Origin of the sequence: Pseudomonas brassicacearum subsp. brassicacearum, from assembly GCF_008801605.1 — a bacterium.
In the GTDB taxonomy this organism is placed as follows: Bacteria; Pseudomonadota; Gammaproteobacteria; order Pseudomonadales; family Pseudomonadaceae; genus Aquipseudomonas; species Aquipseudomonas brassicacearum.
The window spans coordinates 88,435-115,370 of sequence record NZ_VZPJ01000016.1 but is presented as its reverse complement, the minus strand read 5'-3'; the positions used below and the strand labels follow the sequence as shown (position 1 = coordinate 115,370).

25 protein-coding genes are annotated in these 26,936 nt (G+C 60.8%); 8 read left to right on the top strand and 17 right to left on the bottom strand.

Annotation, left to right across the window (positions count from 1 at the left end; translation table 11 throughout):
• The first annotated feature begins 318 nt into the window (after window positions 1-318).
• Entirely contained in the window at window positions 319-678 is a 360-nt protein-coding gene (locus tag F7R20_RS27160) for a DUF6124 family protein (protein ID WP_033028152.1), read from the top strand.
• A 117-nt stretch (window positions 679-795) separates the two neighbouring features.
• On the opposite strand, the gene F7R20_RS27155 is transcribed toward F7R20_RS27160, so the two are convergent.
• The 12 genes from F7R20_RS27155 to exaC form a co-directional block, all read right to left on the bottom strand.
• The gene (locus F7R20_RS27155; protein ID WP_003205939.1) at window positions 796-2,682 is read right to left on the bottom strand and encodes a DUF2075 domain-containing protein; all 1,887 of its coding nucleotides are present in this window, start codon (window positions 2,680-2,682) and stop codon (window positions 796-798) included.
• Window positions 2,683-2,706: 24 nt separating this feature from the next.
• Window positions 2,707-3,090: a nucleotide pyrophosphohydrolase gene (locus tag F7R20_RS27150; RefSeq protein WP_003205937.1), complete on the bottom strand. Its 384-nt coding sequence runs from the start codon at window positions 3,088-3,090 to the stop codon at window positions 2,707-2,709.
• 128 nt (window positions 3,091-3,218) lie between these two features.
• Window positions 3,219-3,989 carry an HNH endonuclease gene (locus F7R20_RS32010; RefSeq protein ID WP_003205936.1) on the bottom strand — a complete coding sequence of 257 codons (771 nt, stop codon included), beginning with the start codon at window positions 3,987-3,989 and terminating at the stop codon, window positions 3,219-3,221.
• Between the two features lie 517 nt (window positions 3,990-4,506).
• The gene (locus tag F7R20_RS27140; RefSeq protein ID WP_003205934.1) at window positions 4,507-5,238 is read right to left on the bottom strand and encodes a LexA family transcriptional regulator; all 732 of its coding nucleotides are present in this window, start codon (window positions 5,236-5,238) and stop codon (window positions 4,507-4,509) included.
• Between the two features lie 195 nt (window positions 5,239-5,433).
• Window positions 5,434-5,961, bottom strand: coding sequence for an inorganic diphosphatase (gene ppa, locus F7R20_RS27135; protein ID WP_003205933.1), 528 nt, complete (start codon window positions 5,959-5,961; stop codon window positions 5,434-5,436).
• A gap of 111 nt (window positions 5,962-6,072) precedes the next feature.
• Window positions 6,073-6,885, bottom strand: a complete 813-nt coding sequence (locus tag F7R20_RS27130; protein WP_003205930.1) for a M90 family metallopeptidase — start codon at window positions 6,883-6,885, stop codon at window positions 6,073-6,075.
• 5 nt (window positions 6,886-6,890) lie between these two features.
• Complete coding sequence (locus tag F7R20_RS27125) at window positions 6,891-7,547, bottom strand: DedA family protein (RefSeq protein WP_003205927.1); 657 nt, start codon at window positions 7,545-7,547, stop codon at window positions 6,891-6,893.
• Window positions 7,548-8,497: 950 nt separating this feature from the next.
• Window positions 8,498-8,959 (bottom strand): GNAT family N-acetyltransferase, encoded by a 462-nt coding sequence (locus F7R20_RS27120; RefSeq protein WP_003205924.1) that lies wholly within the window; start codon window positions 8,957-8,959, stop codon window positions 8,498-8,500.
• A 107-nt stretch (window positions 8,960-9,066) separates the two neighbouring features.
• The gene (gene eutC / locus F7R20_RS27115; protein WP_003205922.1) at window positions 9,067-9,891 is read right to left on the bottom strand and encodes an ethanolamine ammonia-lyase subunit EutC; all 825 of its coding nucleotides are present in this window, start codon (window positions 9,889-9,891) and stop codon (window positions 9,067-9,069) included.
• Between the two features lie 27 nt (window positions 9,892-9,918).
• Entirely contained in the window at window positions 9,919-11,313 is a 1,395-nt protein-coding gene (locus F7R20_RS27110; protein WP_003205921.1) for an ethanolamine ammonia-lyase subunit EutB, read from the bottom strand.
• Window positions 11,314-11,643: 330 nt separating this feature from the next.
• Window positions 11,644-13,014 (bottom strand): ethanolamine permease, encoded by a 1,371-nt coding sequence (eat, locus tag F7R20_RS27105; protein ID WP_003205920.1) that lies wholly within the window; start codon window positions 13,012-13,014, stop codon window positions 11,644-11,646.
• A 243-nt stretch (window positions 13,015-13,257) separates the two neighbouring features.
• Window positions 13,258-14,778, bottom strand: a complete 1,521-nt coding sequence (gene exaC / locus F7R20_RS27100) for an acetaldehyde dehydrogenase ExaC (RefSeq protein WP_003205918.1) — start codon at window positions 14,776-14,778, stop codon at window positions 13,258-13,260.
• Between the two features lie 455 nt (window positions 14,779-15,233).
• On the opposite strand from exaC, the gene F7R20_RS27095 reads away from it, so the two are divergent.
• The 4 genes from F7R20_RS27095 to F7R20_RS27075 all read left to right on the top strand — a co-directional run bounded on the left by F7R20_RS27095 (window position 15,234) and on the right by F7R20_RS27075 (window position 19,585).
• Window positions 15,234-17,141, top strand: coding sequence for a sigma-54-dependent Fis family transcriptional regulator (locus F7R20_RS27095; protein ID WP_003205916.1), 1,908 nt, complete (start codon window positions 15,234-15,236; stop codon window positions 17,139-17,141).
• A 188-nt stretch (window positions 17,142-17,329) separates the two neighbouring features.
• Complete coding sequence (mpl, locus tag F7R20_RS27085; RefSeq protein WP_003205915.1) at window positions 17,330-18,679, top strand: UDP-N-acetylmuramate:L-alanyl-gamma-D-glutamyl-meso-diaminopimelate ligase; 1,350 nt, start codon at window positions 17,330-17,332, stop codon at window positions 18,677-18,679.
• On the top strand, window positions 18,676-19,308 hold the full coding sequence (gene ubiX, locus F7R20_RS27080; RefSeq protein WP_003205914.1) for a flavin prenyltransferase UbiX: 633 nt from the start codon (window positions 18,676-18,678) through the stop codon (window positions 19,306-19,308). The genes mpl and ubiX overlap by 4 nt, the downstream gene beginning before the upstream one ends.
• Window positions 19,301-19,585, top strand: a complete 285-nt coding sequence (locus F7R20_RS27075; protein WP_003205913.1) for a YceK/YidQ family lipoprotein — start codon at window positions 19,301-19,303, stop codon at window positions 19,583-19,585. The genes ubiX and F7R20_RS27075 overlap by 8 nt, the downstream gene beginning before the upstream one ends.
• A gap of 148 nt (window positions 19,586-19,733) precedes the next feature.
• On the opposite strand, the gene F7R20_RS27070 is transcribed toward F7R20_RS27075, so the two are convergent.
• From F7R20_RS27070 to F7R20_RS27060, 3 genes are all read right to left on the bottom strand, one after another.
• The gene (locus tag F7R20_RS27070) at window positions 19,734-20,375 is read right to left on the bottom strand and encodes an oxidoreductase (RefSeq protein WP_003205912.1); all 642 of its coding nucleotides are present in this window, start codon (window positions 20,373-20,375) and stop codon (window positions 19,734-19,736) included.
• A 27-nt stretch (window positions 20,376-20,402) separates the two neighbouring features.
• Window positions 20,403-22,121, bottom strand: a complete 1,719-nt coding sequence (locus tag F7R20_RS27065) for a C13 family peptidase (RefSeq protein WP_003205910.1) — start codon at window positions 22,119-22,121, stop codon at window positions 20,403-20,405.
• Window positions 22,122-22,223: 102 nt separating this feature from the next.
• A complete protein-coding gene (locus F7R20_RS27060; protein ID WP_003205908.1) occupies window positions 22,224-22,679 on the bottom strand; it encodes a MaoC family dehydratase in 456 nt (151 codons plus the stop codon).
• 192 nt (window positions 22,680-22,871) lie between these two features.
• Here F7R20_RS27060 and F7R20_RS27055 point away from each other — a divergent pair, with 192 nt between their 5' ends.
• The 3 genes from F7R20_RS27055 to F7R20_RS27045 are packed head-to-tail and all read left to right on the top strand — an operon-like array spanning window position 22,872 to window position 24,551.
• Window positions 22,872-23,237, top strand: a complete 366-nt coding sequence (locus F7R20_RS27055; protein ID WP_003205907.1) for a CidA/LrgA family protein — start codon at window positions 22,872-22,874, stop codon at window positions 23,235-23,237.
• On the top strand, window positions 23,234-23,950 hold the full coding sequence (locus F7R20_RS27050) for an LrgB family protein (RefSeq protein ID WP_003205906.1): 717 nt from the start codon (window positions 23,234-23,236) through the stop codon (window positions 23,948-23,950). The genes F7R20_RS27055 and F7R20_RS27050 overlap by 4 nt, the downstream gene beginning before the upstream one ends.
• A 10-nt stretch (window positions 23,951-23,960) precedes the next feature.
• Window positions 23,961-24,551, top strand: coding sequence for an LON peptidase substrate-binding domain-containing protein (locus tag F7R20_RS27045; RefSeq protein WP_003205904.1), 591 nt, complete (start codon window positions 23,961-23,963; stop codon window positions 24,549-24,551).
• A gap of 66 nt (window positions 24,552-24,617) precedes the next feature.
• On the opposite strand, the gene F7R20_RS27040 is transcribed toward F7R20_RS27045, so the two are convergent.
• Window positions 24,618-25,934, bottom strand: coding sequence for a bifunctional DedA family/phosphatase PAP2 family protein (locus F7R20_RS27040; protein ID WP_003205902.1), 1,317 nt, complete (start codon window positions 25,932-25,934; stop codon window positions 24,618-24,620).
• Between the two features lie 176 nt (window positions 25,935-26,110).
• The gene (locus tag F7R20_RS27035) at window positions 26,111-26,788 is read right to left on the bottom strand and encodes a DNA-3-methyladenine glycosylase (RefSeq protein WP_003205899.1); all 678 of its coding nucleotides are present in this window, start codon (window positions 26,786-26,788) and stop codon (window positions 26,111-26,113) included.
• Between the last annotated feature and the right edge of the window lie 148 nt (window positions 26,789-26,936).

Genomic DNA, 26,936 nt, shown 5'->3' with positions numbered 1-26,936 from the left:
AGACCAGCCACGACCGACATCGCCTTGCGCCATTGCCTACAACTACGCCAGAATCCGCCGGCTTGTGCGCCCTTGGCCGCGTCGGTAGTTTAGATCCTGTCACTGCCCATCAGTGATCGGGTTTAGCAGCCCGTCGAGTTGAGTCGCATCAAGCTTCATCAGTCAGGTATTCCCATCCCTGCATTTGATGGTGGCTGTGCGTGGGGCGTCCTCGGGCGCGCCGATTTCTTAACTCGTCGGTCTGCTAACCCGCGTACAGCTGCCACCCACTCGTTTAGCAGCGAGAGGGTTGTGGCCTCACCAAAGAGAGTTAAGGCTATGGTCAAAATTACACCGAACCCTCCGACTGCAGATGAGCATGTGTCTCGCGCTCAGTCTGCTCGTAACAATAAGCTTGATGACGCTGCCAACCGGGCGTTGGATTACTACCTGAAGCCTGCGGCGAAGAACGAAACGTCTGACAAATCCAACACCATCTTCCGTATCGCACCGGATGTTGATTCGGAATGTCTGCTTGCCAATCTCAGCGAAAACCTGGCTTCTGCCAATGCCATGATCAGTGATTTGGCGTTTGGTCTTGAGGGATCACGACGGCATGTGGCGTTGGGGATTTTGCAGGTGATTGAGGTGAGTGAACTGTTGGCGAGTCGGGCTTTGGATATTGTTGAGGTGAGGTAACAAGGGGCCGCGCGTACCCTGGTATGAAAAAGGGTCTTGCTTGGCAAGACCTTTTCGTATGCGAGAGTCCAGAAACGACGAGCGCCCAGATTGTCCAACAACCTGTTGGATAATTGTCTAAGTCAGCAGGACATCAGTGGTGCGGTAATCGGCAAGCCGACTCTCAAAATACTGTGCCGTCTCCTGATCAGTACAGTAGAGGTAGCACCCTTTCATCCCTCGGGTCATCAGTGTTCGGTAGGTGTTTTTGATGATCAGGTCCGTCTCTTTCTGCGCGAAATCAGGCTGCTCTTTCATCAGCTTCTTCCAGCCACGAATCGATTTGTCGTGCTTGTCACGTTTATGCGGCGATGTGAGTACTTGCTCGTCACGAACGATCAAATCTGGCCCGATGATTACGCCTATATAGTCGACTTCCAGCCCCTGGCAGGTGTGGATGCAACCGACCTGTTCAATGGAGTTTTCCGCAATGATCCACAAACTGCCGTCCTGATCCAGGTTCCACTGACGCGCATAACCATCGCCGATCACGATATCGGACGCCTGGGGATCTTTTTTGCTGAGCCAAGGCCAGCAGTAACCCGCGACTATGCGAGCTTTGTTTCCGTGGTTTTTCTGCTCAATGGCCGCGTGCATTGCCTGCGGGGTGTTGAACACTTTGAACTCGTACTCGCTAGTATCGAGTAGCGGATTGGCGGTCGGTCGAATAGCCAATATGTCATCCAACCACGCGAGATAACCGTCAGAGCCGCTGCAACGGAACTGGGAGGATAGTATGTATTCCTCCACGGTTGCGCCTTTGGATTTCGCAAAGGTACGAATCGCCTGCTTGTTACCGATGTCGCTCAAGGTCACGCGTTGATCTTCGTCGATGAAGAAAATCGAGCACTTCGCTGAGTTGATCAATTCCTTAATTTGGTTCTCGCCTAGGTTCCCATAAAGACCGCTTTTCTCGTTGAGCCTGTGAGCTTCGTCAACGATGAGTGCGTCGAACGTATTGGGCTCGGTTTCGATAAACGCACCCGAGCCGGAAAAGAAATTAGAAAAATGACTACGCTTGATCGTACCGACCAGTTTGCTTTCGTAGACCTTGCGTGGTGCGGCGTTTTTCGAGACGTATTTGCTCAGCAACTTTAACCCGGTGAGTCTTACCAGCAAGTTAATTGCCAAAACGGTTTTTCCGGTCCCAGGGCCGCCCTCGATGATTAGCACCTTTGGCGCGGCTATGGACGCCTCACTCGCCGCAACAAGCGCTGACTCGAATATTTCCTTTTGGTCGTCAATCAATACGAACTCTGGTTTGCCTTTCATGAGCCCGCCAAGCGCCTCGGCTAACGCTTTGGATGGCCGAATTTTTCCGTTGGAGAGTTCGTAGAGAACCTCCTTGTTATCGCCGTAAGTGATGTGTTTTTTCAGGAAGGTCCGTAGCTTGATCAGTTCCTCGGGGCCTTTGAGGAACAATGGAGCTTTACTGGTATGGGCTTGGTAGTGAGCGGAGTCGATGACACCATCACTGACATAGTTATGCAGATAGGCGCAGGGGCGAATTTCGATGCTTTTGTCATATACCGCTTCGTTGAAGCCTTCCAGCAGCGCTGCGTACGACCATACCTGGTAGGACGGGTGAATGGTTTCAACGAGACCGCCACCTAAGGCGGTTTTGACAATTGCGTCCTTGGTGGTTGCGCTCGCCTTGCTCCATTGCTTCAGTTCGATCAATACGGCTTTTTTTGCTTGGTTCTCATCACGCCCCGTGAGCAAAAAATCGATGCGTTTCGAGGACTGTGGGATATGCAACTCAATGGCCAGACCAGCATCGCTGGGTAGGTCATCATCTCGAAGCACCTTGGCCATGTAGGTCAGGGATCCCTGCCACGACCTGATCTCTGACGCGCCGACCTTCTTACCAGTGGCCTCTTTGAAGTGTCGCAGAATCACTTCTTCAATGTCGTCGTTATCGTTGTCTTTTAGGAATTGCTGTTTGGTCGCAGCGTAAACGATCACAAGAGATCCTTAGAGCACTGAAGGTCAGAGTTGGTCGTACTTTTTGCTGGTGCTTTTAGCTTTGTCGACGGGGTATTTCTGGCCGTTCATAGCAAGTTTGCTCGCGACCGCTTCGTTGAGATCGACTCCGAGCACGCTGCTCAGACGGACTAAGTACATGAGTACGTCGGCTAGCTCGTCCTTCACGGCTTGGGCGGTTGCGGGATGTTTTGCGGCAGCCACTGAATCTGCTTCGCTCATCCACTGGAAAACTTCGCAAAGCTCACCCACCTCGCCTGTCAGCGCTAGCAGAAGGTTTTTGGGCGAGTGGAATTGCTGCCAGTCGCGATCATCTGCAAAGCGCTGAAGGGATGCTGCAAGATTTTCCACGTCGATTAATTGTTTGGGTGTGCCATCTGCCTTGCTCACAGGCTTGCCTCTCGTTTGCCGCCAGAAACGTGACCAACAGCCACGTCAGAAATCTAGGGATGGATTGTAGGAGTTTTCTTTTGGCGTAGTGGGCTTTTCACCGATTTGCCCTTAGCAGCCGAGCCAGTTCAGGCTGTGTTTTTGGCTGCTTGGTAGCGGTCCTTGACCTCGGCGACACTCAGCCACTTACGGCGTGAATGCACCACACGATGACAATTGGCACATAACAATGCGAGGTCCGCGAGCTTGGTTTTATCGCCAGGTTGGAGCGTATGCAGTGGCTTGGTGTGGTGCACATCGATAACGCCTTCGATGTCCGGGCCGTATGTTTTGCTGAAGTTGAAGCCACAGGCTTCGCACTGGAGAACACCGTGCTTCTTGAGGGCTTCGTCCTTTTTTCGTTTTACGAGTTTTTTGTCCCTTTCCCGTACACGGTGTACGCGAGTTAACACTTTTCCTTCCTCTGCTTCGAAGAAGCCCGGTTCTTCCTCCGCACTTAGATCCATCGGCGTAGTAGAAGAAGTGGTTCCGACGTTCGCCTTGATGGCTGCTACGACTTCGGCCAGACGCTCGGGATTATTAGCAAACTCCAGCCATACCAATTCCTCGTCCTTATTGCCTTTTGCAAGACCTGTGCGACCAGTGTTGGTGTAGCTCGGATCCCAACGACGGAAATTGTTGAGCTTCATGCAGACACCATTGGTGTTACGAAAACTCTGGTTCTTGCTCACAGCTGTGGCGTTGCCAATGAGATTGAGGCTCTGTGATAGGGCTCGGACTTCCGGATGATTCACTCCGGGTAAACCATTGCGGTGAAGAAGGTACAGGTTCAGGGCCAGGACGAGTTCGTCACGGCTCCAGGGCGGATTGGATTGATTGCTGATAGGTGAAGAGGACATGGCGGGGGCTATCCGTAGGGTTCCCGTTTCGCTGTAGGACGCAGCGCAATATGTCGTCAGAATATTCTCTTCTGATGGCGTTTGGGAATCATACGGTGTTCGATGACCTTTGCTGTCGAGCACGGGGATACTTACGAGCGACGTTGTTTGGTCATCGGGCGTGATTTTGGATGGGGGATGGAAAAGCTCAGGCATTAAAAAGCCGGCTTATGGCCGGCTTCTCGTTGACTGATTCAGCTCGTTTTTGACAAACCTTACCAGCCTTCAAAACGTACATCCGGCTCTTGCGGCCGGCTGTGGGACTTGGTCAGAAAGTGATCTGCCTTGTCGGTGCGAGGCGTGGGCTCGCAAATGTGGGGCGGAGGATACGCGGGTTTGCTTCGGAATCCCAGTGGTAAGTGGTGTGGAATCATTGGGTTAGGGGTGAAAGAGCAAAAGATCGCAGGCTTCGCCAGCTCCTACAGGACCCAGCGGGAGCAAGCTCCCTCGCCACGGGGAGCTGCGGTGGATGCCGGGGTTAGTCGAACACCGGCGGTCTCTGTTTGTTGAGGGTTGACCACCAGAACACCCAGCCGATCACGTGGATGTGTTGCGCGTCGATCTGTTCTGCGCTGAAGACCTCGTCGGGATACGCAGCACTGTTGTGGCTGCGCAGGCGCAGTCGGTTGCCGGGGATTCTGTGCAGGTATTTGATGCGGAGCATGCCGTCGTGTTCTAGGGCGTAGATTTGGCCGTCGACGATTTGGGTCAGGCCGCGGTCGATGGCGAGGGTGGAGCCGTCTTCGATGCGTTCGGCCATGCTGTCGCCGACCATGGTGATGCAGATGGCGTCGTTGGGGTTTATTTCCAGGGATTCGAGGTGGCTGCGGGGCAGGCGGATGGATTGGTCGGGGATTTCGGTGATGTGGGTTTTGGTTTCGCCGGGGGCGATGGGGACTTCCTTGTAGAAAGGCAGTTCAATGTCCGTGGGTTCCACCACGCTGTAGACGCCATCGTTTTCGGCCGCCTCATAGGTGGTGCCGGGGCCGAGGCCCAATGGGGTCTGTGGGCCTTCGCCGTGGGCGAGCCACTCCGGGCTGACGGTCAGCAGGCTGGCGATGCTGTGGATGCGCCCGGGTGGGATGCCACGGTTGAACCAGTTGTTCACGTGTTGGGATTTCACGCCGTATAACTTCGCGAAGTCGGCGGAACGGATGTTCGCTTCTCTTAGAAGGGCTCTGAAGCGGTCGCCACTGGAAAGTATTTTCATAAACGGAAAGTTTAGGGGCGACTGTGTTTTCGGCAATAAACAAGTCGTTCAAATATATAAGACGATCTTTCCGTTTGCAGGATTTGAAAGGCGCGGGCTAAACGTGGTTACACAGTGTTAATACAGTTTCGTATTGGGAGCCATTAAGACATAAAAAAACCCCGGGGCAAACCGGGGTTCTTTATCAAGTTTGTTTCAGCCTTTGTAGGCGGCAACCGACTTGGTGATCGCTTCGCGGGCGGCATCAGCACCGGCCCAGCCTTCGATCTTGACCCACTTGCCTTTTTCGAGATCTTTGTAGTTCGCGAAGAAGTGCTCGATCTGCTGGATCAGCAGCGGTGGCAGGTCGGTGTATTCCTTCACGTCGACGTACAGTTGCGACAGTTTGTCGTGTGGCACTGCGATGACTTTGGCATCGCCGCCGCCGTCGTCGGTCATGTTCAGGATGCCGACTGGACGGGCGCGGATGACCGAGCCTGGGGCCACTGGGTAAGGGGTCACGACCAGCACGTCGAGGGGGTCGCCGTCGTCGGCCAGGGTGTTGGGGATGTAACCGTAGTTGGCCGGGTAGAACATAGGGGTGGCCATGAAACGGTCAACGAACAGGCAGTCGCTGTCTTTGTCGATTTCGTATTTGATCGGGGCGTGGTTGGCCGGGATTTCGATCGCGACGTAGATGTCGTTCGGCAGGTCTTTGCCAGCCGGAATCTTGCTGTAGCTCATTGGGCGGTGCCCCCGTTAGTTGACCAAATGACTGGTCGGATTGACCAAAAAGTGGCGGCGATTATAGGCATATTCAGCCGCTGTTGCCACGTTACCAGGGTCGTAGAGACCTTAGTATGACGCCTGATAGACCGGATCTTCGGCCTGAAGTTGCCGCAGCCGGGCCAACGGATCCTGGCGGTAGAACGCCTTGAGCTGTTCGTAGACCTTGGGATAGGCCTGGTGCAGCAGGTCTGGGGCGCTGAAGAAGTATTCGCTGGTGACGGCAAAGAACTCCGCCGGGTTTTCCGCGGCGTAGGGGTCGATGACGGTTTCTGCGTCGGGGTTGTGGTCGAGTTGGCGGTCGAGGTCGTCGAAGGCTTGTTGCATGGCGTCGGCCCAGTCGCTGACGCGCATGTCGGCGTGCAGCGGTGGCAGGCCGTTGGCGTCGCCGTTGAGCATGTCGAGTTTGTGCGCCAGTTCGTGGATCACCAGGTTGTAGCCGTCCCAGCCGCCGCTGGCCATCACGCCGTCCCAGGCCAGGATGATCGGGCCTTGGGGCCAGGCTTCGCCGCTGTGTTCGCCGTCCCATTCGTGCTCGATGCCGCTGGCGTCGCGGTAGCGCTGGGGGCTGAGGAAGTCGTCGGGGTAGAGGACGATTTCGTGGAAGCCCTGGTACCAGTTCAGTTCGCCCAGGTGCATCAGCGGCAATTGGGCCTGGGCGGCGAGCAGCAGGCGTTGTTCCTGGTGCAGTTCGACGCCGGGCAGGGCGGTGAGGTGTTTGTCGTGCAGGAACAGTACGCAGGCTTCCCGCAGCCATTGGTCCTCGGCGGCGCTGATGCCGTCGAGGAAGCTCAATTGTTGCCGCACTCGCTGCCAGGTGTCCTCGGCCACGGGGTGTTTGGCGAGGGTGCGTCGGCGGCGCCAGTTGCTCAGGGACCACATGGCGATCAGCGTGGTTGGGCTTTCGAGGCGCGCTGGCTCAGTTTGCTGCGCACCAGGCTGATGATCATCGGCAGCAGCGACACCAGGATGATGCCGACGACCAGCAGCGACAGGTTCTGCTTGATGAATGGCACGTTGCCGAAGAAGTAGCCGAGGGTCACCAGGCCGCCGACCCAGAGGACGGTGCCGAGGACGCTGAAGCCGAAGAAGCGCAGATAATTCATCTTGCCCACGCCGGCGACGAAGGGCGCGAAGGTGCGGATGATCGGCAGGAAGCGCGCCAGGGTCACGGTTTTGCCGCCGTGTTTGTCGTAGAAGTCGTGGGTTTGCTGCAGGTAGTCGCGGCGGAAGATTTTCGAGTTGGGGTTGCTGAACAGTTTTTCGCCGGCGGTGCGGCCGATGAGGTAGTTGGTGCTGTCGCCGAGGATCGCCGCGAGCATCAAGAGGCCGCCCAGCAGGACTGGGTCCATGGCGCCACCAGCGGCGACGGCGCCGGCGATGAACAGCAGCGAGTCGCCCGGCAGGAAGGGCGTGACCACCAGGCCGGTTTCACAGAAGATCACCAGGAACAGGATGGCGTAGACCCACGTCCCGTAGTTGGTCACCAGCATGTCGAGATAGACGTCGAGATGCAGAATGAGGTCGAGGGGATTGAAATCCATGCATAGCACCTGTGGTGGCGGCCCGACTCGGCAGGCTTGTGGGTCTGGCTTTGAGTATGGCTACAGAGTGTGTAGCTTTTTCTTACAAGCCGGGAAGAGCGGCATTATACGGCGAGGATTGTGAAGCGCGTGTTGAGTTTGTAGCGGGGGATTTCGGTGGTTCTGTGGGCAGGGGAGCGCCTTGTTGGAGCGGGCTTGCTTGCGATGGCGGTGGAGCAGTCAGTATTGATGTTGCCTGACAGACCGCTATCGCGAGCAAGCTTTGCTCCCACAGGGGGGGGCTGCGGTGAACGTTGATTTTTGTGCATGCCTCAAAAACAGTGTGGGAGCGGGCTTGCTCGCGATGGCGGTGGAACAGTCAGTATTGATGTTGCCTGACGGACCGCTATCGCGAGCAAGCTTTGCTCCCACAGGTCTGATAGGTGTATGAGCGGGAGAATTAGGCTGGCTGTTAGGCCGCCTTCGCGAGCAAGCTCGCTCCCACAATGGGATCGGGTACGACTGGGAGAGCCAGGCCGGCTGGCAGGCCGCCTCGCGAGCAAGCTTTGCTCCCACAGGTCCTGCTCAAACAGATCTGATGGGTGTACGACCGGGAGAGTCAGGTCGGCGATTAGGCCGCCTCGCGGTGGACGTTGATCTTGGGGCCCCGTTAACCACGCTGGCCGAACGCAGGCATTGTGGAGTGGGTATCCCGGCATGGATGCCGGGATAGCCGCGCTGGGCCATGGAGGGCCCTTCGCGGCGGGCCCACGGAGCAATGCCGGAGTGAGGGCATGCCGAGCCTAAGCGAGGCACCAAGTGGTGGGGCATAAAGCGCTTTGGTTACTTTCGACTGGGCCGGCTTCCGGGCTTTTCGAAAGTGACCCGCCGTAAGGGCGGAACCCTAAGCCGCCATCACCGCAGCAATGGATATGTCCCCAACCATCACATCCAACATTGCTCCCAACGGCTCAGATCCCGTCGCTGATCGGCAACACGTAGTTCTTGAACTCGGTGTCTTCCTTGAACCCAATCGACTCGTAGGTCTTCTGCGCCACGTCGTTATTGCTGCTGGTGGAGACGCGCATGCGTACGGCGTTGGTTTCCTTGGCCATTTTTTTCGCGGTGCGGATCAGGTTGTCGGCCACCAGTTGGCGGCGGGCGTCTTCGGCGACGTAGATGTCGTTGAGGATCCACACGCGCTTGAGCGACAGCGACGAGAAGCTTGGGTAGAGCTGGCAAAAGCCCAGCAATTTGCTGTCATCGTCATCGGGCAAGGCCAGGTAGATCACCGATTCCTTGCGGCGCAGGCGTTTTTCGAGAAAGGCTCGGGACGAATCCGGGTAGGGCAGGGAGCCGTAGAATTCCCGGTATTTGACGAACAATGGGGTCAGCAGGTCCAGGTGTTCCAGGGTCGCTTGGATAATCCGCATGGTAGGTCTCGTCTGCAAAGGTCGACAGATATTCAGACAACAACATCGCGCTGCCGTGCTTTTGATGCTGCCTGAAAGCGGATCAAAAACGCAATCGGATAAACGGATCAGTTTCGGGGCGGCGCCAGTAGGAAGTTACCTTTCATATCGGCAGCGTTTTCCGAATCCAGAGTGTGAACCTGGGCTTCGTCCTTCAGATTGACCCCCGAGAGCTGGCGGCGACAGGCTTCGCGCATCAGGTAGATCAGGCGGTGGGCGGCCATGCCGTAACTCAAACCTTCGAGGCGGACATTGGAGATGCAGTTGCGATAGGCATCGGTCAGGCCGACCTTGGGGGCGTAGGTGAAATACAGCCCCAGGCTGTCGGGGGAGCTGAGGCCGGGGCGTTCGCCGATCAGGATCACCGACATTTTCGCGCCGAGCCGCTGTGCCACTTCATCGGCCACGGCAACGCGGCCTTGCTCCACTAAAACTATTGGCGACACAGACCAACCGTCAGCAGCGATCTGCTCTTCCAGCCGCGCCAGGAACGGCAAGGTATGGCGATGCACCGCCAGCGCCGACAGGCCGTCAGCCACGACGATGGCCAGATCCACGCCGCCAGGGTGGGCCGCCGCGTAATCCTCCAGGACCTGCGCGGAGGCGTCGTCGAGCCGTCGGCCCAGGTCCGGGCGCTGTAGATAACTGTGTCGGTCGGCCGCCGCGCTGTGGAGCAGCAGGCTTTCACGGCCGCGCTCGCTCAGTTGGGCGCGAATGCCCTGGTGGTCGAACGCCAGGTGCACGGCATCGCGGGCCTGGGCGTGGGCGTATTGAAAGTCCAGTTGCGCCTGGGTCGGCAGGCTGGTGCCGGTGCGGCCCAGGGCGATGCGCGCCGGGGTCAGGTTGCGCAGGTTCAGCCAAGGGTTTTGTGGGTCGACAGGTTTTTTGTCCATGGGCAGTTCTCTCATCCCCAATGCGGCTTATCCCAAATGAGCTAATGCGTGACGAAACGCCGGTGGCAGGTTGTCGCCGAACCGCACCCGGCCATCGGCCTGGGTGAAGATGCCCATGTTCGCCAGCCATGTTTCGAATTCCGGCGCCGGTTTCAGGCCCAGGGTCTGGCGGGCGTAGAGGGCGTCGTGGAACGAGGTGGTCTGGTAGTTGAGCATGATGTCGTCGGAGCCGGGGATGCCCATGATGAAGTTGATCCCGGCCACGCCCAGCAGGGTCAGCAGGGTGTCCATGTCGTCCTGGTCGGCTTCGGCGTGGTTGGTGTAGCAGATGTCGCAACCCATCGGCACGCCCAAAAGCTTGCCGCAGAAGTGGTCTTCGAGGCCGGCGCGGATGATCTGTTTGCCGTTGTACAGGTACTCCGGGCCGATGAATCCTACAACTGTGTTCACCAGGAACGGGTTGAAATGCCGTGCCACGGCGTAGGCCCGGGTCTCGCAGGTCTGTTGATCGACGCCGTGGTGGGCGTTGGCTGACAGGGCGCTGCCCTGGCCGGTTTCGAAATACATCAGGTTGTTGCCCAAGGTGCCGCGATTCAGGCTGAGCCCGGCGTCGTAGCCTTCTTTCAAGACGCTCAGGCTGATGCCGAAACTGGCGTTGGCCGCTTCGGTGCCGGCGATGGACTGGAACACCAAGTCCAGGGGCACGCCACGGTTTGCCGCTTCGATGGAGGTGGTGACGTGGGTCAGCACGCAGCCCTGGGTGGGGATGTCGTAGCGCTGGATGATGGCGTCGAGCATTTCCAGCATGGCGCAGATCGAGGCGGTGCTGTCGGTGGCCGGGTTGATGCCGATCATGGCGTCGCCGTTGCCGTAGAGCAGGCCGTCGAGGATGCTCGCGGCGATGCCGGCGGGTTCGTCGGTGGGGTGGTTGGGTTGCAGGCGGGTGGACAGGCGCCCGCGCAGGCCGAGGGTGCCGCGGAACTTGGTCACCACGCGGATCTTTTGCGCCACCAGCACCAGGTCTTGCACGCGCATGATCTTCGACACGGCGGCGACCATTTCCGGCGTCAGGCCCGGGGCCAGCGCCCGCAGGCTCTGTTCATCGGCGGCGTCGCTGAGCAGCCAATCGCGAAAACCGCCGACGGTGAGGTGGCTGACGGTGGCGAAAGCTTGTTTATCGTGAGTGTCGACGATCAGCCGGGTGACTTCGTCGACCTCGTAAGGAATCAGCATTTCTTGCAGGAAATGGCTGAGGGGCAGGTCGGCCAGGGCCATTTGCGCGGCCACGCGCTCACCATCGTTGAGCGCGGCGACCTCGGCCAAAAAATCCCCGGAACGCGCCGGGCTGGCCTTGGCCATCAGGTCTTTGAGGCTGTCGAAGCGATAGGTCTGGGCGCCGACGGAATGGGCGAATGCGGCCATGGGGCGGTGTCCTCCTGGTTCTCTAAATACTCAAATACACCACAGATCCAACCCTGTGGAAGAACCCAGTGAGAGAGCCCAGTGGGAGAGCCTTGTGGAAGAACCTTGTGGGAGCAAAGCTTGCTCGCGATAGCGGAGTGTCAGAAAAGTATTCTCCACTGATACACCGCTATCGCGAGCAAGCTTTGCTCCCACAGAGTCCTTCCCACAGAGTCCTTCCCACAGAGCCCCTCCCACAGAGCCTTCCCAAGAGTTTTCCCACACAGGAAGGGAACTGTGTGCACTTTTAAATAGCAGGCACCAGGCCCTCGGCCCGGTGCCGGTGCAACTTCAGATACCTGTGAGCATAGCGTCCGCCGGGGCATCGGAGCGTTGCTTGGCGGTCAATTGGAAATACAGGTAGCCGACCACCATGAACGCCAGGAACACCAGCCCGATCACGGTGTTGAACCACGCCATCGCCACCAGGCACACCACCGCCAGGAACAGCGCAATGCCCGGCACGATCGGGTAGCCCGGGGCGCGGAAGGTGCGTTCCAGGTTAGGTTCGGTCTTACGCAGCCTGAACAGGCTGAGCATGCTGATGATGTACATGACGATGGCGCCGAACACCGACATGGTGATCATCGCCGCCGTCAGCGTCATGCCTTGCAGGTTGACCAGGCCATCGCTGTAGATCGCCGCGATGCCGATGACGCCGCCGGCCAGGATCGCCCGGTGCGGGGTCTGGAAGCGCGACAGCTTCGCCAGGCCTCGGGGCAGGTAACCGGCCCTGGCCAGGGCGAAGAACTGCCGCGAGTAGCCGAGGATGATCCCGTGGAAACTCGCCACCAGGCCGAACAGGCCGATCCACACCAGCATGTGCATCCACGTTGAATTGTTGCCGACCACGGCCTTCATGGCCTGGGGCAGCGGGTCGTTGATGTTCGACAGGGTGCGCCAGTCGCCCACGCCGCCGGCCATGATCATCACGCCGATGGCCAGGAACACCAGGGTCAGGATGCCGCTGACATAGGCGCGGGGAATCGTGCGTTTCGGGTCCTTGGCTTCTTCGGCGGCCATGGCCGCGCCTTCGATGGCGAGGAAGAACCAGATCGCGAAGGGGATCGCCGCGAAAATGCCCGGGATCGAGGCGAGGCTGAACTCATTGGAGCCGGCCCAGCCGTTGAGCACGAAGTTACTGAAGCTGAAGCCCGGCGCGACCACGCCCATGAACACCAGCAACTCGGCGACCGCCAGCACGGTGACCACCAGTTCGAACGCCGCGGCAATGCTGACGCCGAGGATATTCAGGGTCATGAACACGATGTACGCGCCGACCGCCGCCAGCTTGGGGTCCAGCTCGGGGAATTGCACGTTGAGGTAGGCGCCAATCGCCATGGCGATGGCCGGGGGCGCAAAGACGAATTCGATCAGGGTGGCGATCCCGGCGATCAACCCGCCTTTCTCGCCGAAGGCCCGTCGGCTGTAGGCAAAAGGCCCGCCGGCGTGAGGAATCGCGGTAGTCAGTTCGGTGAAGCTGAAGATGAAGCAGGTGTACATCAACGCCACCATGAGGGCGGTGACGAGAAACCCGAGGGTCCCTGCGGTGCCCCAGCCGTAGCTCCAGCCGAAGTATTCACCGGAAATCACCAGGCCGACGGCGATGCCCCATAAATGCAGGGTGCCGAGTGTGGGTTTGAGTTGAGTGGTAGAAGTCATAAGTCCTCTCTGTCTTTTTTATTGTTTGATCTGTTGGACTTTCGGGATTGCTGTGGAGCGGGCACGCAAGGCTCATGCCAGAGCGGTGGGACGGCGTTGTTGTTTGATTTTGATTGTTCCCACGCTCTGCGTGGGAACACAGCCAGGGACGCTCCGCGTCCCAAAGAGCCGAACGCGGAGCGTCCGTAGAGGCATTCCCACGCAGAGCGTGGGAACGATCAGCCGGGCGCAATTTCCCGCAGGTTAGAAGAACCCCAACGGATTAATGTCGTAGCTCACCAGCAAATTCTTGGTCTGCTGGTAATGGTCGAGCATCATCTTGTGCGTCTCACGCCCGACGCCGGACTTCTTGTAGCCACCGAACGCGGCATGCGCCGGGTACAGGTGGTAGCAGTTGGTCCACACGCGACCGGCCTTGATCGCCCGGCCCATGCGGTAGGCGCGGTTGATGTCGCGGGTCCAGAGGCCGGCACCGAGGCCGAACTCGGTGTCGTTGGCGATCGCCAGGGCTTCGGCTTCGTCCTTGAAGGTGGTGATGCTCACCACAGGGCCAAAGATTTCTTCCTGGAACACGCGCATCTTGTTGGTGCCCTTGAGCAGGGTCGGCTGGATGTAATACCCGGTCGCCAGGTTGCCCTCGAGTTTTTCCACCTTGCCACCGGTCAGCAGCTCGGCGCCTTCGCCCTTGGCGATTTCCAGGTACGAAAGAATCTTGTCGAATTGCTGCTCGGACGCCTGGGCGCCGACCATGGTCTCGGTGTCCAGCGGGTCGCCGCGTTTGATCTGCAGGACTTTCTTCATCACCACTTGCATGAATTCGTCGTAGATCGACTCCTGCACCAGGGCGCGGGATGGGCAGGTGCAGACTTCGCCCTGGTTGAAGAACGCCAGTACCAGGCCTTCGGCGGCTTTCTCGATGAAGCTCGGCTCGGCTTGCATGATGTCTTCGAAGAAGATGTTCGGCGACTTGCCACCCAGTTCCACGGTAGACGGGATGATGTTCTCGGCGGCGCATTTCATGATGTGCGAGCCCACCGGGGTGGAACCGGTAAAGGCGATCTTGGCGATGCGCTTGCTGGTGGCGAGGGCTTCACCGGCTTCTTTGCCGAAACCTTGCACCACGTTCAGTACGCCAGGCGGCAGCAGGTCGCCGATCAGCTCCATGAGCACGCAGATGCCCAGTGGGGTTTGCTCGGCCGGCTTGAGCACCACGCAGTTACCGGCGGCCAGCGCCGGGGCGAGTTTCCAGGCGGCCATCAGCAGCGGGAAGTTCCACGGGATGATCTGCCCGACCACGCCCAGCGGTTCATGGATGTGGTAGGCCACGGTGTTGCCGTCGATCTCGGCGGCGCTGCCTTCCTGGGCCCGCAGGCAACCGGCGAAGTAGCGGAAGTGGTCGGCGGCCAGGGGGATGTCGGCGTTGAGGGTTTCACGCACGGCCTTGCCGTTGTCCCAGGATTCGGTGATCGCCAGCACTTCGAGGTTGGCTTCGATGCGGTCGGCGATTTTCAGCAGGATCAGCGAACGGGCCTGGACCGACGTGGCACCCCAGGCATCAGCGGCAGCGTGGGCGGCATCCAGGGCCTTTTCGATGTCTTCGGCTGTGGAGCGCGGGAATTCGGCAATGACCTCGCCATTGACCGGGGAAGTATTGGTGAAGTACTGACCTTTGACAGGCGCGACGAACTCGCCGCCGATGTAGTTACCGTATTTGCTCTTGAACGAAACGATAGCGCCTTCAGTACCGGGGTGAGCGTAACGCATGATGAGTTCTCCTTGGCTTTTGTGCTTATACGGGAGGGCCGCGCAAAATTGAGCGCCGGTAATTAAGCCTAGAGCAAAGGTTGGGCCATTGCCTTGCAGGGCCCGTAAATCAAGACTTTAGGAGGAGTTGGTCGGACAAACGGATGGGTTGTGTGACGCTTGCGATACAGCGGGTGTGACAGTTTGTGCCAGATGCGAGACAGTCTGTGACTGACAGGTCGCGCCAGCATTGCAAAGGCGGTTGGGCTGGAGGATGCTGAACATTCAGCACAGCTCCTGCGGGAACAAAGGTCTGTGGGGGCAAGGTCTGTGGGAGCAAGGCTTGCCCGCGATAGCCACGACGCGGTTCAACTGACCTGCGCGTCATCGTTCATCGCGGGCAAGCCTTGCTCCCACAGGGGCCAGGTTCGACAGTTGCTCCAGCAGGCCGCAACCTTCGGGGAGAACAATAAGAAATGCACAGCAACCATTTGAGTCGCCATGCCCAGCAAGTCCTGACGGTCACCCAGGGCAAGGCCCATTTGCAGGGCCCTGGCAGCGATCCGTCGATTGCCCGTTCCTGGTTGCGCTGCCTCGAGGACTATCACCTCGACCCGGCCCAGAACCTGGCGCCGACGGTGCTCGAACATGGCCGGGTGCTGGAAAGCCGCGAGCGCTTGCAACAGGTGCTGCACATCGCCGGCAATGAAATGACCAGCCTGCACCAGCAACTCTCCGGCGCTGGCCACGCGGTGTTGCTGACCGACGCCCGGGGCGTGATCCTCAACTGCGTCACCGCCCCCAGCGAACGGAAGATTTTCGAACGGGCCGGCCTCTGGCTCGGCGCCGATTGGAGCGAAGCCTGCGAAGGCACCAACGGCATCGGCACCTGCCTGGTGGAGCGCCAGGCCCTGACCATCCACCAGGAAGAACATTTTCGCGGCCGCCACACCGGCCTGACCTGCTCGGCCAGCCCGGTCTTCGACCCCCAGGGCGAGCTGCTGGCGGTGCTCGACGTGTCTTCGGCCCGGCCGGACGTGTCGCGCCAGAGCCAGTTCCACACCATGGCCCTGGTCAATCTCTCGGCGAAGATGATCGAGAGCTGCTACTTCCTGCGTTGCTTCGACAATCAATGGCTGCTGCGCTTCCATCTGCAGGCTGAGTCCGTGGGGCTGTTCAGCGAAGGCCTGATGGCGTTCGACGGCGAAGGGCGGATCAGCGCCGTCAACCAGAGTGCGCTGAACCTGCTGGGGCATATTCGCGGCAGCTTGCTGGGGCAGCGGGTGGGGGACTTTTTCGACTGTTCGTTGGACGAATTGCTCGGCCGCGCGAGTGTAAATGCCAGTGCGAGTTGGCCGCTGCGCACCCGTGACGGCCGGCATTTGTTCGCCGTGCTGCGTGGGCAGCCGCGCAGCGTGCCGGTGCCGGTTGCGGCAGCGCTCAAGATTATCGAGCCCGCACGGCTGCCGGGCATCTGCCTGGGGGATGCGGCGTTGCAGGAACATTTTCGCAAGGCGCTGCGGGTGTTCGAGCGCGATGTGCCGCTGCTGATTCAGGGCGAAACCGGCTCCGGCAAGGAGGCGTTTGCCAAGGCCGTGCATCACGCCAGCCAGCGCGCCGGCAAGCATTTCGTCGCCCTCAACTGCGCGGCCATCCCGGAAAGCCTGATCGAGAGCGAGCTGTTTGGCTATCGCGGCGGCAGCTTCACCGGCGCGCGCAAGGAAGGCATGCGTGGCAAGTTGCAACAGGCCGACGGCGGCACGCTGTTCCTCGATGAAATCGGCGACATGCCCCTGGCCTTGCAGACCCGCTTGCTGCGGGTGCTGGAGGATCGCCAAGTGGTGCCCATCGGCGGCGAGCCCGAGGCGGTGAACGTGCGCATCATCAGCGCCACTCACCGGCAGTTGCTGGATCGGGTGCAGGACGGCAGTTTTCGTGAGGATTTGTACTACCGGCTCAACGGCCTGGAAATCCCGTTGCCGGCGTTGCGCGAGCGCAGCGACAAGTCGCAGTTGCTGGATTTTCTGTTGGCGGAAGAGAGCGGGGCCGAGACGGTGTCCATCGACGAACCGGCGCGCCAGGCGTTGCTGGGGTTCGACTGGCCGGGCAACGTGCGGCAATTGCGCAACGTGCTGCGGACCCTTGCCGCGCTGTGCGACGGCGGGCGGATCGGGCTGGAGGACTTGCCGGCGATGATCCGCCAGCGTCCGTCGATTGCGCTGGTTGAAACGGTGGCGGAGCGGCCGCTGGAGGATGCCGAACGGTTGGCATTGCTCGATGCGCTGGAGCGCCAGCGCTGGCACATGACCCACACTGCCGAGCAACTGGGGATCAGCCGCAATACCCTCTACCGCAAGCTGCGCAAGCACGCGATTGCCCGATAACCGCGTGACGATCGTTCCCACGCTCCGCGTGGGAATGCCTCTGCGGACGCTCCGCGTTCGGCTTCCAGGGACGCAGAGCGTCCCGGGCTGCATTCCCACGCGGAGCGTGGGAACGATCAGATTCGAAACACAAGGTGCGATTTCCCCCTCCCTAGGCTAACCTGCGGCCATGTTTTACGAGGTCGACTATGCACATCCATATTCTCGGTATTTGCGGCACTTTCATGGGTTCGATGGCGGTCCTGGCCAAGGAGCTGGGCCATCACGTGACCGGCTCCGACGCCAACGTCTACCCGCCGATGAGCACTCAGCTGGAGGCCCAGGGCATCGAGCTGACCCAAGGCTACGACCCGGCGCAACTGGACCCGGCGCCGGACCTGGTGGTCATTGGCAACGCCATGTCCCGTGGCAACCCGGCGGTGGAGTACGTGCTCAACAAAGGCCTGCCGTACGTGTCCGGGCCGCAGTGGCTGGCCGATCACGTGCTGCAGGGCCGTTGGGTCCTGGCTGTGGCCGGCACCCACGGCAAGACCACCACCAGCAGCATGCTCGCCTGGGTGCTGGAGCACGCCGGCATGAGCCCGGGCTTTTTGATCGGTGGCGTGCCGCAGAATTTCTCGGTGTCGGCGCGCCTGGGTGGCACGCCGTTCTTCGTGATCGAGGCTGACGAATACGACAGCGCGTTTTTCGACAAGCGCTCGAAATTCGTCCACTACCGTCCCCGTACCGCGATCCTCAACAACCTTGAGTTCGATCATGCGGACATCTTCCCCGATCTGCCGGCCATCGAGCGGCAGTTCCACCATTTGGTGCGCACCATCCCGAGTGAAGGCCTGGTGATTCACCCGACCACCGAACCGGCCTTGCAGCGCGTGATCGAGATGGGCTGCTGGACTCCGGTGCAAACCACCGGCGCGGGTGGGCAGTGGCAGGTGAAGTTGCTCAAGGATGACGGTTCGCAATTCGAAGTCATGTTCGAAGGCGTGTCCCAAGGCGTGGTCGAGTGGGACATGACCGGCCAGCACAACGTTGCCAATGCCCTGGCGACCCTGGCGGCGGCTCGGCATGTCGGCGTAGTGCCATCCATGGGCATTGCCGCGTTGAGCGCGTTCAAGAGCGTGAAGCGGCGGATGGAGAAGGTCGCCGAAGTGCGCGGCATCACCATCTATGACGACTTCGCCCACCACCCGACCGCCATCGCCACCACCCTCGACGGGTTGCGCAAGCGCATCGGCGATGCGCCGCTGATTGCGATCATCGAGCCGCGTTCCAACTCCATGAAGCTCGGCGCGCACCGTGACGGCCTGCCGGAAAGCGTGGTCGATGCCGACCAGGTGATCTGGTACGCACCGGCCAACCTCGGCTGGGACCTCGGTGCCACTGCGGCGCTGTGCACGGTGCCGTCGATTGTCAGCGATTCGCTGGAAGGCATCATCGAGCGCGTGAAGAGCCAGGCCCAGCCCGGCACTCACGTGGTGATCATGAGCAACGGCGGCTTCGGCGGCCTGCACGGCAAACTGGCCGAGGCGCTGAAATGAGCAATGGTCCGGAACGCATCACGCTGGCGATGACCGGTGCGTCCGGCGCCCAGTACGGCTTGCGCCTGCTCGATTGCCTGGTGCGCGAAGACCGCGAGGTGCATTTCCTCATCTCCAAGGCCGCGCAGTTGGTGATGGCCACCGAGACCGATGTGACCCTGCCGGCCAAGACCCAGATGATGCAGGCCTTCCTCACTGAATACACCGGTGCGGCGGCGGGGCAGATTCGCGTGTATGGCAAGGAAGACTGGATGTCGCCGGTGGCCTCGGGCTCCGGCGCGCCGGCGGCCATGGTGGTGGTGCCGTGTTCCACCGGGACGCTCTCGGCGATTGCCACCGGGGCCTGCAACAACCTGATCGAACGGGCGGCGGACGTCACGCTCAAGGAGCGCCGCCAGTTGATCCTCGTGCCGCGGGAAGCGCCGTATTCGAGCATTCACCTGGAGCACATGCTCAAGCTGTCGAACATGGGCGTGAGCATCCTGCCGGCCTCGCCGGGTTTTTATCACCAGCCGCAGACCATTGATGACCTGATCGATTTTGTCGTCGCCCGGATCCTCAATCTGCTGAACATTCCCCAGGACATGTTGCCGCGCTGGGGCGAACATCATTTGAGCAGCGATGAATAAGCTGCTGATCGTGCTGTTGGCGCTGCAGCTGACCGGCTGCGCCACGGCCCGCACCCTCGACGCCGCCAAGCCTGGTGCGCCGGTGGTGTACGCCGGAACACGCCTGGATTTGTACGCCCTCAACGGTGGCTGCTGCGCCAAGGACCGCTTTGGCGCCGAGGCGCCGAGCTACCCGGGTCTCGATCTGCCGGGCAGTGCGCTGCTCGATACCTTGTTGTTGCCGTTGTCGTTGTTTACCGCCATAGGTGTGGGGTTTCAGGCTACAGGGGGGTTGTAGCACCCACAATAAGTGCTTGGCTTTGGATTGGTGGCGCGCCCTTCGCGAGCAAGCCCGCTCCCACAGGTGATCGTGTTCCTCCAGAAGGAATGCGGTCGAATGTGGGAGCGGGCTTGCTCGCGAAGGCGTCCGACTAGGCACCACATGACTATTTGCCGAGCTTGCGCAACTCATCCGACTCCACCACCCGCACCCCATCCTGCTCTTCCAGCGCCAGACGCCACATGGCCCGGGCCAGTTGGCAGGCTTCGATGCCGTGGTACTTGCCTGGGATCAGCTTCGACAAGGGGCCAGCCAGTTGCTCGGCCAGGCGCGGTTCGACGCGGTCGCCCAGCAGCAGGGAAGGCCGGCAAATGGTCAGTTGCGGCCAGCCCTGGGCCTTGAGCGCCGCCTCCATTTCACCTTTGACCCGGTTGTAGAAGATCGATGACTTGGCGTCGGCCCCCAGCGCGCTGATCACCACCAGATGCCGTGCGCCCAGTTCCCGGGCGCGCTTGGCAAACGCCACGACCAGGTCCAGGTCGATCGCGCGGAAGGCTGCTTCAGAGCCGGCTTTCTTGATGGTTGTGCCGAGGCAGCAGAAGGCGATGTCCACCTGGCCACTGAGTTGTGGCAGCACCTGGGCCGGCTCCCCAACCGGGTTTTCCAAGTGTGGATGTTCAGCCAGTGGCCGGCGTGAAGGCGCCAATACGCGAGTGATGGTCGGCTCGTTGAGCAGCCGGTCCAGTAGATGTTCCCCGGTCAGCCCGGTAGCACCGGCGAGCAAAACATGCTGAGGCGTCAAGTACATAGTGTTTCCCCCTTGATACGGTTCAGCTTAGTTGCTCTTTGTGGCCTCGTCGTTCAATGCAGCACTTTGCAATGCTTTACGTGCCTGCTGTTTGCGCAGCAGTTGCCAGTGGGAAAGGACCGTCCTCGGCGCCCACATCTGAGGTTCGGACGCTTCGAAGTTGTCGGCCTGTTCGCGCTCGGCAACGGTGGCCTTGGCTCGCTTGAAGGCCTGCTCCAAGTCGTCGGTCTGGTTCAATGCCTGGGCGAACAGCGCATCGCCGAAATAGGTGAAGTTGGCTTCCTCGGAGCAGCCGAAGGACACCCGGTCGCCCCGGGAGGCGGTCATGATCAGGGTGCGTTCATCCTTGAGTGCCGGGATGAAGCCGCCGGAATAACAGGCCGAGATCACTACGATCTTGTCGCGGTTCTTCAGTGGCGCCAGCACCACGGCCAGTTCATCGGCGGGCAGGTCGGCCAGTTCCATGCGCGGCTGGTCGAGCACCAGCTCATGCTCGCTGGTGCCGTGGCTGGTCAGGTAGATGAAAATCAGGTCTTCCGGACCACTGCGCTCGGCCAGGGTGGCGGCGGCGCGGCGCAGGCTTTCGCGGCTGGCCATGGGCCGGTCGCCGAGGTGATCGCGGTGGTTGACCAGGCGAATCTGCCCGAACGCGCCGAAACGGCTGGCGAGCATGTTGGCGACATAGTCGGATTCGCGCAGGAACACGCTTTGCTTGCCATCGCCGCCCAGGGTCAGGCTGTACAGCTCCACCGCCGGGGTCGAGGCCGGGATGTTGGCGAGAGCATCGTCCAGTAGGCGGCCTTGGGCCAGCACGCCAAGTTCGAGCACATCCGGCAGCAGCCTGCCGTCCGCGTCGCGCACCCGTTGGCCGTTGGCCCAGGTGCCGCTTTGCACGGTGCCGTCTGTCAGCGCCAGGGTGCCGCGCCCGTGGTAGCTGTCGCTTTCGAACTGGCCGACGTAGAAACTGCCGTCGGGCAGGTTCAGGCGGCCCTCGCCAGTAAAGCGCCAATCATTGAATTGACCGAGATAGTGGCTGCCGTCAGCGCCGATCAGTTCGCCCTTGCCGGTCAGCGCGCCGTCCTTGAACCGGCCGATCCAGACATCGCCGTCGGCATTTTCGTAGCGCCCGCGACCGTTGAGCTGGTTGTTCTTGAAGCCGCCGATGTAGACATCGCCATCGGCACTGTTGAAGGTGCCCTTGCCCTGCAGTTGCCCGTCGACAAAATGCCCGGTGAACTGGTTGCCGCTGGCGTCGAAGCGCTGGCCTTCACCGTTGGGCTTGCCGTTGGCGAACGGGCCTTGGTACTGGCTGCCGTCGTCGAGTTCCAGGCGTCCGAGGCCGGAATAGCGGTCGGCCTTGAACTCGCCCCGGTAGGTCATGCCGTTTTCCTTGAGCGTCCCTTCACCGTCCCGGCGCCCCAGCTTGAAGCCGCCGGTGTAGCTGCTGGTCGGTGTGGTCAGGCTGCCCTGGCCGTGGAACAGGCCCTGCTCGAACTGGCCGCGATAGACCTCGCCATTGCTGCCATGCCATTCCCCGGTGCCGTGCCACTGGCCTTTGTCGAACTGCCCGGCGTACCAGCTGCCATTGGGGTAGTCGATGCGCCCCTGGCCTTGCAGCAGCCCGTCCATCAGGTCGCCGCGATAGCGGCCGCCGTCGGGCAGGCGCGCGTCGGGAGGCAGCGGCGATTCGCCGTTGCCACAGGCGGTGAGCAGCAGGGTCAGAGTCAGTGGGACGAATAAGCGCATAACGGGATCCAGGTCATCAGGCCACGAGTATGCCGCAGCTATGCCCCTTGGATACAGAGAAGCGATGCGAAACTGCCTGAGCGGTTTCGCGACCGCGCAGGTTTACACGAAGCAGAGCGACAGCGGCTCGGCGATGTAGGCCGGTTTTTCCGAACCTTCGATCTCCAGTGTGGCGGTGGCCTTGAGCAGCCATTGGCCAGGTTTTTTCTCGGTGACTTCCACCAGGTCGACCTTGAGCCGCACCTTGGAATCGACCTTCACCGGTTGGATGAAGCGTACGCTGTCCAGCCCGTAGTTGACGACCATCTTCACGCCCTCGGGCAGGATCAGGATGTCTTCCATCAGCTTGGGCATCAGCGACAGCGACAGGAAACCGTGGGCGATGGTGCTGCCAAACGGGGTCTGCGCGGCCTTGACCGGATCGACGTGGATGAACTGAAAGTCGCCAGTGGCTTCGGCGAACAGGTTGATGCGCTCCTGATCGATGGTGAGCCATTCGGAACGTCCAAGTTCCTTGCCGACATAATCTTTGAGCGCTGCAACGGGGACGTAGGGCATTGAGACTCTCCTTGGGTTCATCTGTTTTACTTTTTCTGGAACGGGGATCGGCATCCCCGGAGAACCACTGTAGATCAACATGGCGCGCAAGTAAGGTCACCGAACATGCTTTTTACGAATGCCGACCCATAGCGTGGGCATGCTTATAATGCCGGCGCATTCTTTGAGTAAGTGTTGCAGGGGAGAGAGCGGATGTTGCTACGGGGCCTGACCTGGCTGGTGCTGTTTCAATTACTGGGCACTGCGATCAATCATTTGTTCTTGCCGGTGTTGCCGGGGCCGATCATTGGCCTGCTGCTGTTGCTCGGTTATCTGGTGGTGCGCGGCGAAGTCAGCGAGCCGCTGAACCTGGCCGCCAGCAGCCTGCTGCGTTATCTGCCATTGCTGCTGGTGCCGCCCGCAGTGGGGGTGATGGTCTATGCCCGGGCGATTGCCGCCGATTTCTGGGCCATCGTCGGCGCGTTGACCTTATCGCTGGTGCTGTCCGTGGCGTTGACAGGGGTGCTGATGCAGCGCCTGGCCCGGCGTCACATCGCCGCTCCGGAGGACAGTCAATGATGCTCGACTGGCAAGGTGCCTGGACCTCGGTGATCCACCATCCGCTGTTTGGCATCGGCATTACCCTGGGCGCCTATCAACTGGTACTGGCGGCGTTCGAAAAAACCCGCTGGGTGTTCCTGCAACCGGTGCTGATGTCGATGGTGCTGTTGATCGTCGTGCTGGTCGGTTGCGGCATCGACTATGCCGAATACCGCAAGAGCACCGAGATCCTCAGCATCCTGCTGGGCCCGGCCACGGTCGCCCTGGCCGTGCCGTTGTATTTGAACTTGCGACGGATCCGGCAGTTGTTCTGGCCGATTTTTACTACGCTGGTGATAGCTGGGGTGTTTGCCACCGGCTCTGCGGTGGTGTTGGGCTGGGCTTTTGGTGCCGAGCACATGATTCTGATGACCATGGCGCCCAAGTCCGTGACCTCGCCGATCGCCATGCTGGTGGCCGAGCAGATCGGCGGTGTGGCGGCGATGGCGGCGGTGTTCGTGTTGATCACCGGTGTGCTCGGGGCGATCCTCGGTCCGAGCATTCTGACCAGGCTGGGTGTCCATAGCCCAGAAGCCCGGGGCATGGCCCTGGGGCTGGCGGCCCATGCGGTGGGCACGTCGGTGGCGTTGCAGGAAAGCGAGGAAACAGGCGCCTTTGCGGCGCTGGCAATGAGTCTGATGGGCGTGGCCACGGCGGTGCTGCTGCCGTTGGTGGTGTCGATGACGGTTTAAGGAACTGGTTATGAGCTTGCCGCTTTTCCCGTTGAACACCGTGCTGTTCCCCGGTTGCATCCTCGACTTGCAGATTTTCGAGGCGCGTTACCTCGACATGATCGGGCGCTGCATGAAAAAGGGCGAAGGCTTCGGCGTGGTGTGCATCCTCGATGGCGAGGAAGTCGGCATCGCGCCTGAGGGCTACGCGCGGGTCGGTTGCGAAGCGCGCATCACCGACTTTTCCCAGCAGGACAATGGTCTGCTGGGCATTCGCGTGCAGGGCGGGCGGCGTTTTATCGTCCATGACAGCAGCGTCCAGGCGGATCAACTGACGGTCGCTGAAGTCGAGTGGCTGGAAGAAGAACCGGAGCAACCGCTGCAAGAGGAAGACGCCGACCTGGTGGCGCTGCTCAAGGCCCTGGCCGAGCACCCGATGGTCGAGGCCCTGAACATGGGCACCGAAGCGACCGGCCAGCAATCGCTGGCCAATCAACTGGCCTACCTGCTGCCGTTCAATGAGCTGGACAAGATCGACCTGCTGCAACTCGACGACCCGCAACAGCGCCTGGATGCGATCCAGGCGTTGCTCGATGAGTTGCAGGGCGAACTCTTCGCCTGACACCACTCATATCCACCGAACAACACCGCTCCCACAGGGGATCTCCAGTGCCCACAGATAGTGTGTTCAATAGGCATACCGCAACATCGCATGCGGCAGGTGCCGCAGCGCGAAGAAGCTGAACACCGCCACCAGCGCCGGCAGGATCAGCCACCAGACTTTCGGCGGCATGGCCGGTAGCGGGCTTTGGCGCTGGCTCAACCACAGGGCGGCCGCACAGATGCTGGCGGCGAGCATCGCCCCGGCGACGATGTCGCTCGGCCAGTGCGCCCCCAGGTAAACCCGCGACAGGGCGATGGCCAGCGCTGGCAGGCAGCCCAGCAGCAGCCAGGTCAGGCGCAGGCGTGGCGGTTGGCCGCGACCGGCCAGGACGGCGAGGGTCAGGAACAGCGCGAATGCCCCGGAGGAGTGGCCGCTGGGCATGCTGTAGCTGGTCAGCGGGTCGGTGAGGATTTCCGGGCGCACACGGGCAAAGAAGTGTTTGCTACCAGTATTGGCCAGGGAGGTGAGCAGCATCGTGCCACCGGCAAAGATCGCCTGCCGCCATTGCCGTGCCAACAGCAATAACGCGGTCAACAGGCTGCAGACAATCAGCATGTAGCGGAATTCGCCGATCAGCGTGAAGGTCACGGCGATTTCATCCAGTGTCGGGCTGCGATGCTCCTGGACCAGGGCCATCAAGCCCTGGTCGAACGCCGTCAGGTAGCGAAAGCCGATGAACAGGCCGATCAGGATCACCAGGCCGAGGCCTGCGATCAGCGCCGTGGCATGGCGATGGCGACGCAGGCTGCTGTTGACGCTCAGCCCGATCATCACCGCGATACTGCCGATGACCACGCCGGCCTGTGGCCAGAAACCTTCAGGCAGCGGCAGGCGAAACGCCGCCCCGGTGGCCCAGCCCGGTAGCAGGTACGCCACGGTCCAGCCTGCCGCAGCCAACACGCTGACGGCGGCGAAACGCGGGAACGGCATGTCGCACATCCCGGCCACCATCGGCAACATGGGCCGTAGCGGGCCGATGAAACGGCCCACCAGCAGGCTGGCGATGCCGTAGCGCTGGAAATAGTTTTCCGCCGCGCTCATCCATTCCGGGTGATGCCGCAGCCCCGGCAGGCGCCGGATGTTCTGGTGGAAATGCCGGCCGAGGAAGTACGACACCAGGTCCCCCAGCAAGCCGCCGAGCAGGCCCAGCAGCAACGTCTCGCCCAAGGACAATGCGCCGCTGCCGGCCAGCACGGCGATGGCAAACAACAGCACGGTACCGGGCACGATCAGGCCGGCGATGGCCAGGCACTCCACGCAGGCGACGATGAACACCGCCACCGCCAGCCATTGCGGGTTGACGGTCAACCAACCGGTGATGCTATCGAGCCATGGGCCCATAAATACAACTCCATTGAATATTGATCGGCATGCAGTTTTTACTGTGGGGAGCGCTTGTGGGAGCAAAGCTTGCTCGCGACGAACGATGACGCGACCTTACTGTTGATCCGTGTCGCCTGCATCGCGGGCAAGCCTTGCTCCCACAAGCCCGCTCCCATAGGGGGGACGATATTTCATCAGGACAACAAAAAATAATCACGCCCTTCGACCTGTCCGCGCCGCAAAGGGTTGCGGGTGCACCACGGGGCATAGGCGGCATCGACGAAGCGGTAGGGCAGGTGCTCGTCCCGTCCCTGGGGAATGCCCAGGCGGGTGGTCTGGATCGCATTGACCGTCGGCACGCCGACATCTTCCACCAGCAAGCGCTCGGGGTCGAAGCGTTTGGCGTCCCAGTCCGGCACTTTCAGCCCCAGGGCTTTGCACAGCAAGGTCTGGCCGGCACAGAGTTTCTGCGGTGTGCGCGGCCGGCCTTGGGCGTCGGGGTTGTTGAGCAGCATCTGCGCCAGGCTCGCCGGCCCGGAAAGAGCATCGACCCACGGGTACGCCGATTTGATCAGCACCGCATTGCCGGGGCCCTGGGCGCTGAAGTTCAACGAATCGCCGCCCCGGGCGTAGTACATATAGATGTGGCCGCCATCCAGAAACAAAGCCTTACGTTTTTCTGTGTAGCCCAGCGAGGCGTGGCTGCCTTTTTCGGCGAAGTAATACGCCTCGGTCTCGATGATCCGCGCGCTGAGCCACAGGTCACCGACCTTGTGACGGATGACTTTGCCCAGCAGGTCCTTGGCAAGCACCTGGGCGTCGCGATCGAAAAAGGCGTGGGGCAGGGCGTTGGGCGATGGCAAATCGGTCATGGCGATAAACGAGGTGAGGCCAAAGGAAGCGCGATGATAGCAATGGAAAGCTTAATCACCGCTGAACAGTCGCTTCAACCGGCTGTTTACGCCTGTTTTGCTCCTCCGCCGGTCACCACTGTGAGTCCATGCTGTTAGTCGAGGGTTA

Excerpts from the sequence above, each read along its gene's own strand:
- F7R20_RS27160 (WP_033028152.1), top strand. The coding sequence starts at position 319 with ATGGTCAAAATTACACCGAACCCTCCGACTGCAGATGAGCATGTGTCT.
- F7R20_RS32010 (WP_003205936.1), bottom strand. The coding sequence starts at position 3,989 with ATGTCCTCTTCACCTATCAGCAATCAATCCAATCCGCCCTGGAGCCGT.
- F7R20_RS27140 (WP_003205934.1), bottom strand. The coding sequence starts at position 5,238 with ATGAAAATACTTTCCAGTGGCGACCGCTTCAGAGCCCTTCTAAGAGAA.
- ppa (WP_003205933.1), bottom strand. The coding sequence starts at position 5,961 with ATGAGCTACAGCAAGATTCCGGCTGGCAAAGACCTGCCGAACGACATC.
- F7R20_RS27130 (WP_003205930.1), bottom strand. The coding sequence starts at position 6,885 with ATGTGGTCCCTGAGCAACTGGCGCCGCCGACGCACCCTCGCCAAACAC.
- F7R20_RS27125 (WP_003205927.1), bottom strand. The coding sequence starts at position 7,547 with ATGGATTTCAATCCCCTCGACCTCATTCTGCATCTCGACGTCTATCTC.
- F7R20_RS27120 (WP_003205924.1), bottom strand. The coding sequence starts at position 8,959 with ATGCGGATTATCCAAGCGACCCTGGAACACCTGGACCTGCTGACCCCA.
- eutC (WP_003205922.1), bottom strand. The coding sequence starts at position 9,891 with ATGGACAAAAAACCTGTCGACCCACAAAACCCTTGGCTGAACCTGCGC.
- F7R20_RS27110 (WP_003205921.1), bottom strand. The coding sequence starts at position 11,313 with ATGGCCGCATTCGCCCATTCCGTCGGCGCCCAGACCTATCGCTTCGAC.
- eat (WP_003205920.1), bottom strand. The coding sequence starts at position 13,014 with ATGACTTCTACCACTCAACTCAAACCCACACTCGGCACCCTGCATTTA.
- exaC (WP_003205918.1), bottom strand. The coding sequence starts at position 14,778 with ATGCGTTACGCTCACCCCGGTACTGAAGGCGCTATCGTTTCGTTCAAG.
- F7R20_RS27095 (WP_003205916.1), top strand. The coding sequence starts at position 15,234 with ATGCACAGCAACCATTTGAGTCGCCATGCCCAGCAAGTCCTGACGGTC.
- mpl (WP_003205915.1), top strand. The coding sequence starts at position 17,330 with ATGCACATCCATATTCTCGGTATTTGCGGCACTTTCATGGGTTCGATG.
- ubiX (WP_003205914.1), top strand. The coding sequence starts at position 18,676 with ATGAGCAATGGTCCGGAACGCATCACGCTGGCGATGACCGGTGCGTCC.
- F7R20_RS27075 (WP_003205913.1), top strand. The coding sequence starts at position 19,301 with ATGAATAAGCTGCTGATCGTGCTGTTGGCGCTGCAGCTGACCGGCTGC.
- F7R20_RS27070 (WP_003205912.1), bottom strand. The coding sequence starts at position 20,375 with ATGTACTTGACGCCTCAGCATGTTTTGCTCGCCGGTGCTACCGGGCTG.
- F7R20_RS27065 (WP_003205910.1), bottom strand. The coding sequence starts at position 22,121 with ATGCGCTTATTCGTCCCACTGACTCTGACCCTGCTGCTCACCGCCTGT.
- F7R20_RS27060 (WP_003205908.1), bottom strand. The coding sequence starts at position 22,679 with ATGCCCTACGTCCCCGTTGCAGCGCTCAAAGATTATGTCGGCAAGGAA.
- F7R20_RS27055 (WP_003205907.1), top strand. The coding sequence starts at position 22,872 with ATGTTGCTACGGGGCCTGACCTGGCTGGTGCTGTTTCAATTACTGGGC.
- F7R20_RS27050 (WP_003205906.1), top strand. The coding sequence starts at position 23,234 with ATGATGCTCGACTGGCAAGGTGCCTGGACCTCGGTGATCCACCATCCG.
- F7R20_RS27045 (WP_003205904.1), top strand. The coding sequence starts at position 23,961 with ATGAGCTTGCCGCTTTTCCCGTTGAACACCGTGCTGTTCCCCGGTTGC.
- F7R20_RS27040 (WP_003205902.1), bottom strand. The coding sequence starts at position 25,934 with ATGGGCCCATGGCTCGATAGCATCACCGGTTGGTTGACCGTCAACCCG.
- F7R20_RS27035 (WP_003205899.1), bottom strand. The coding sequence starts at position 26,788 with ATGACCGATTTGCCATCGCCCAACGCCCTGCCCCACGCCTTTTTCGAT.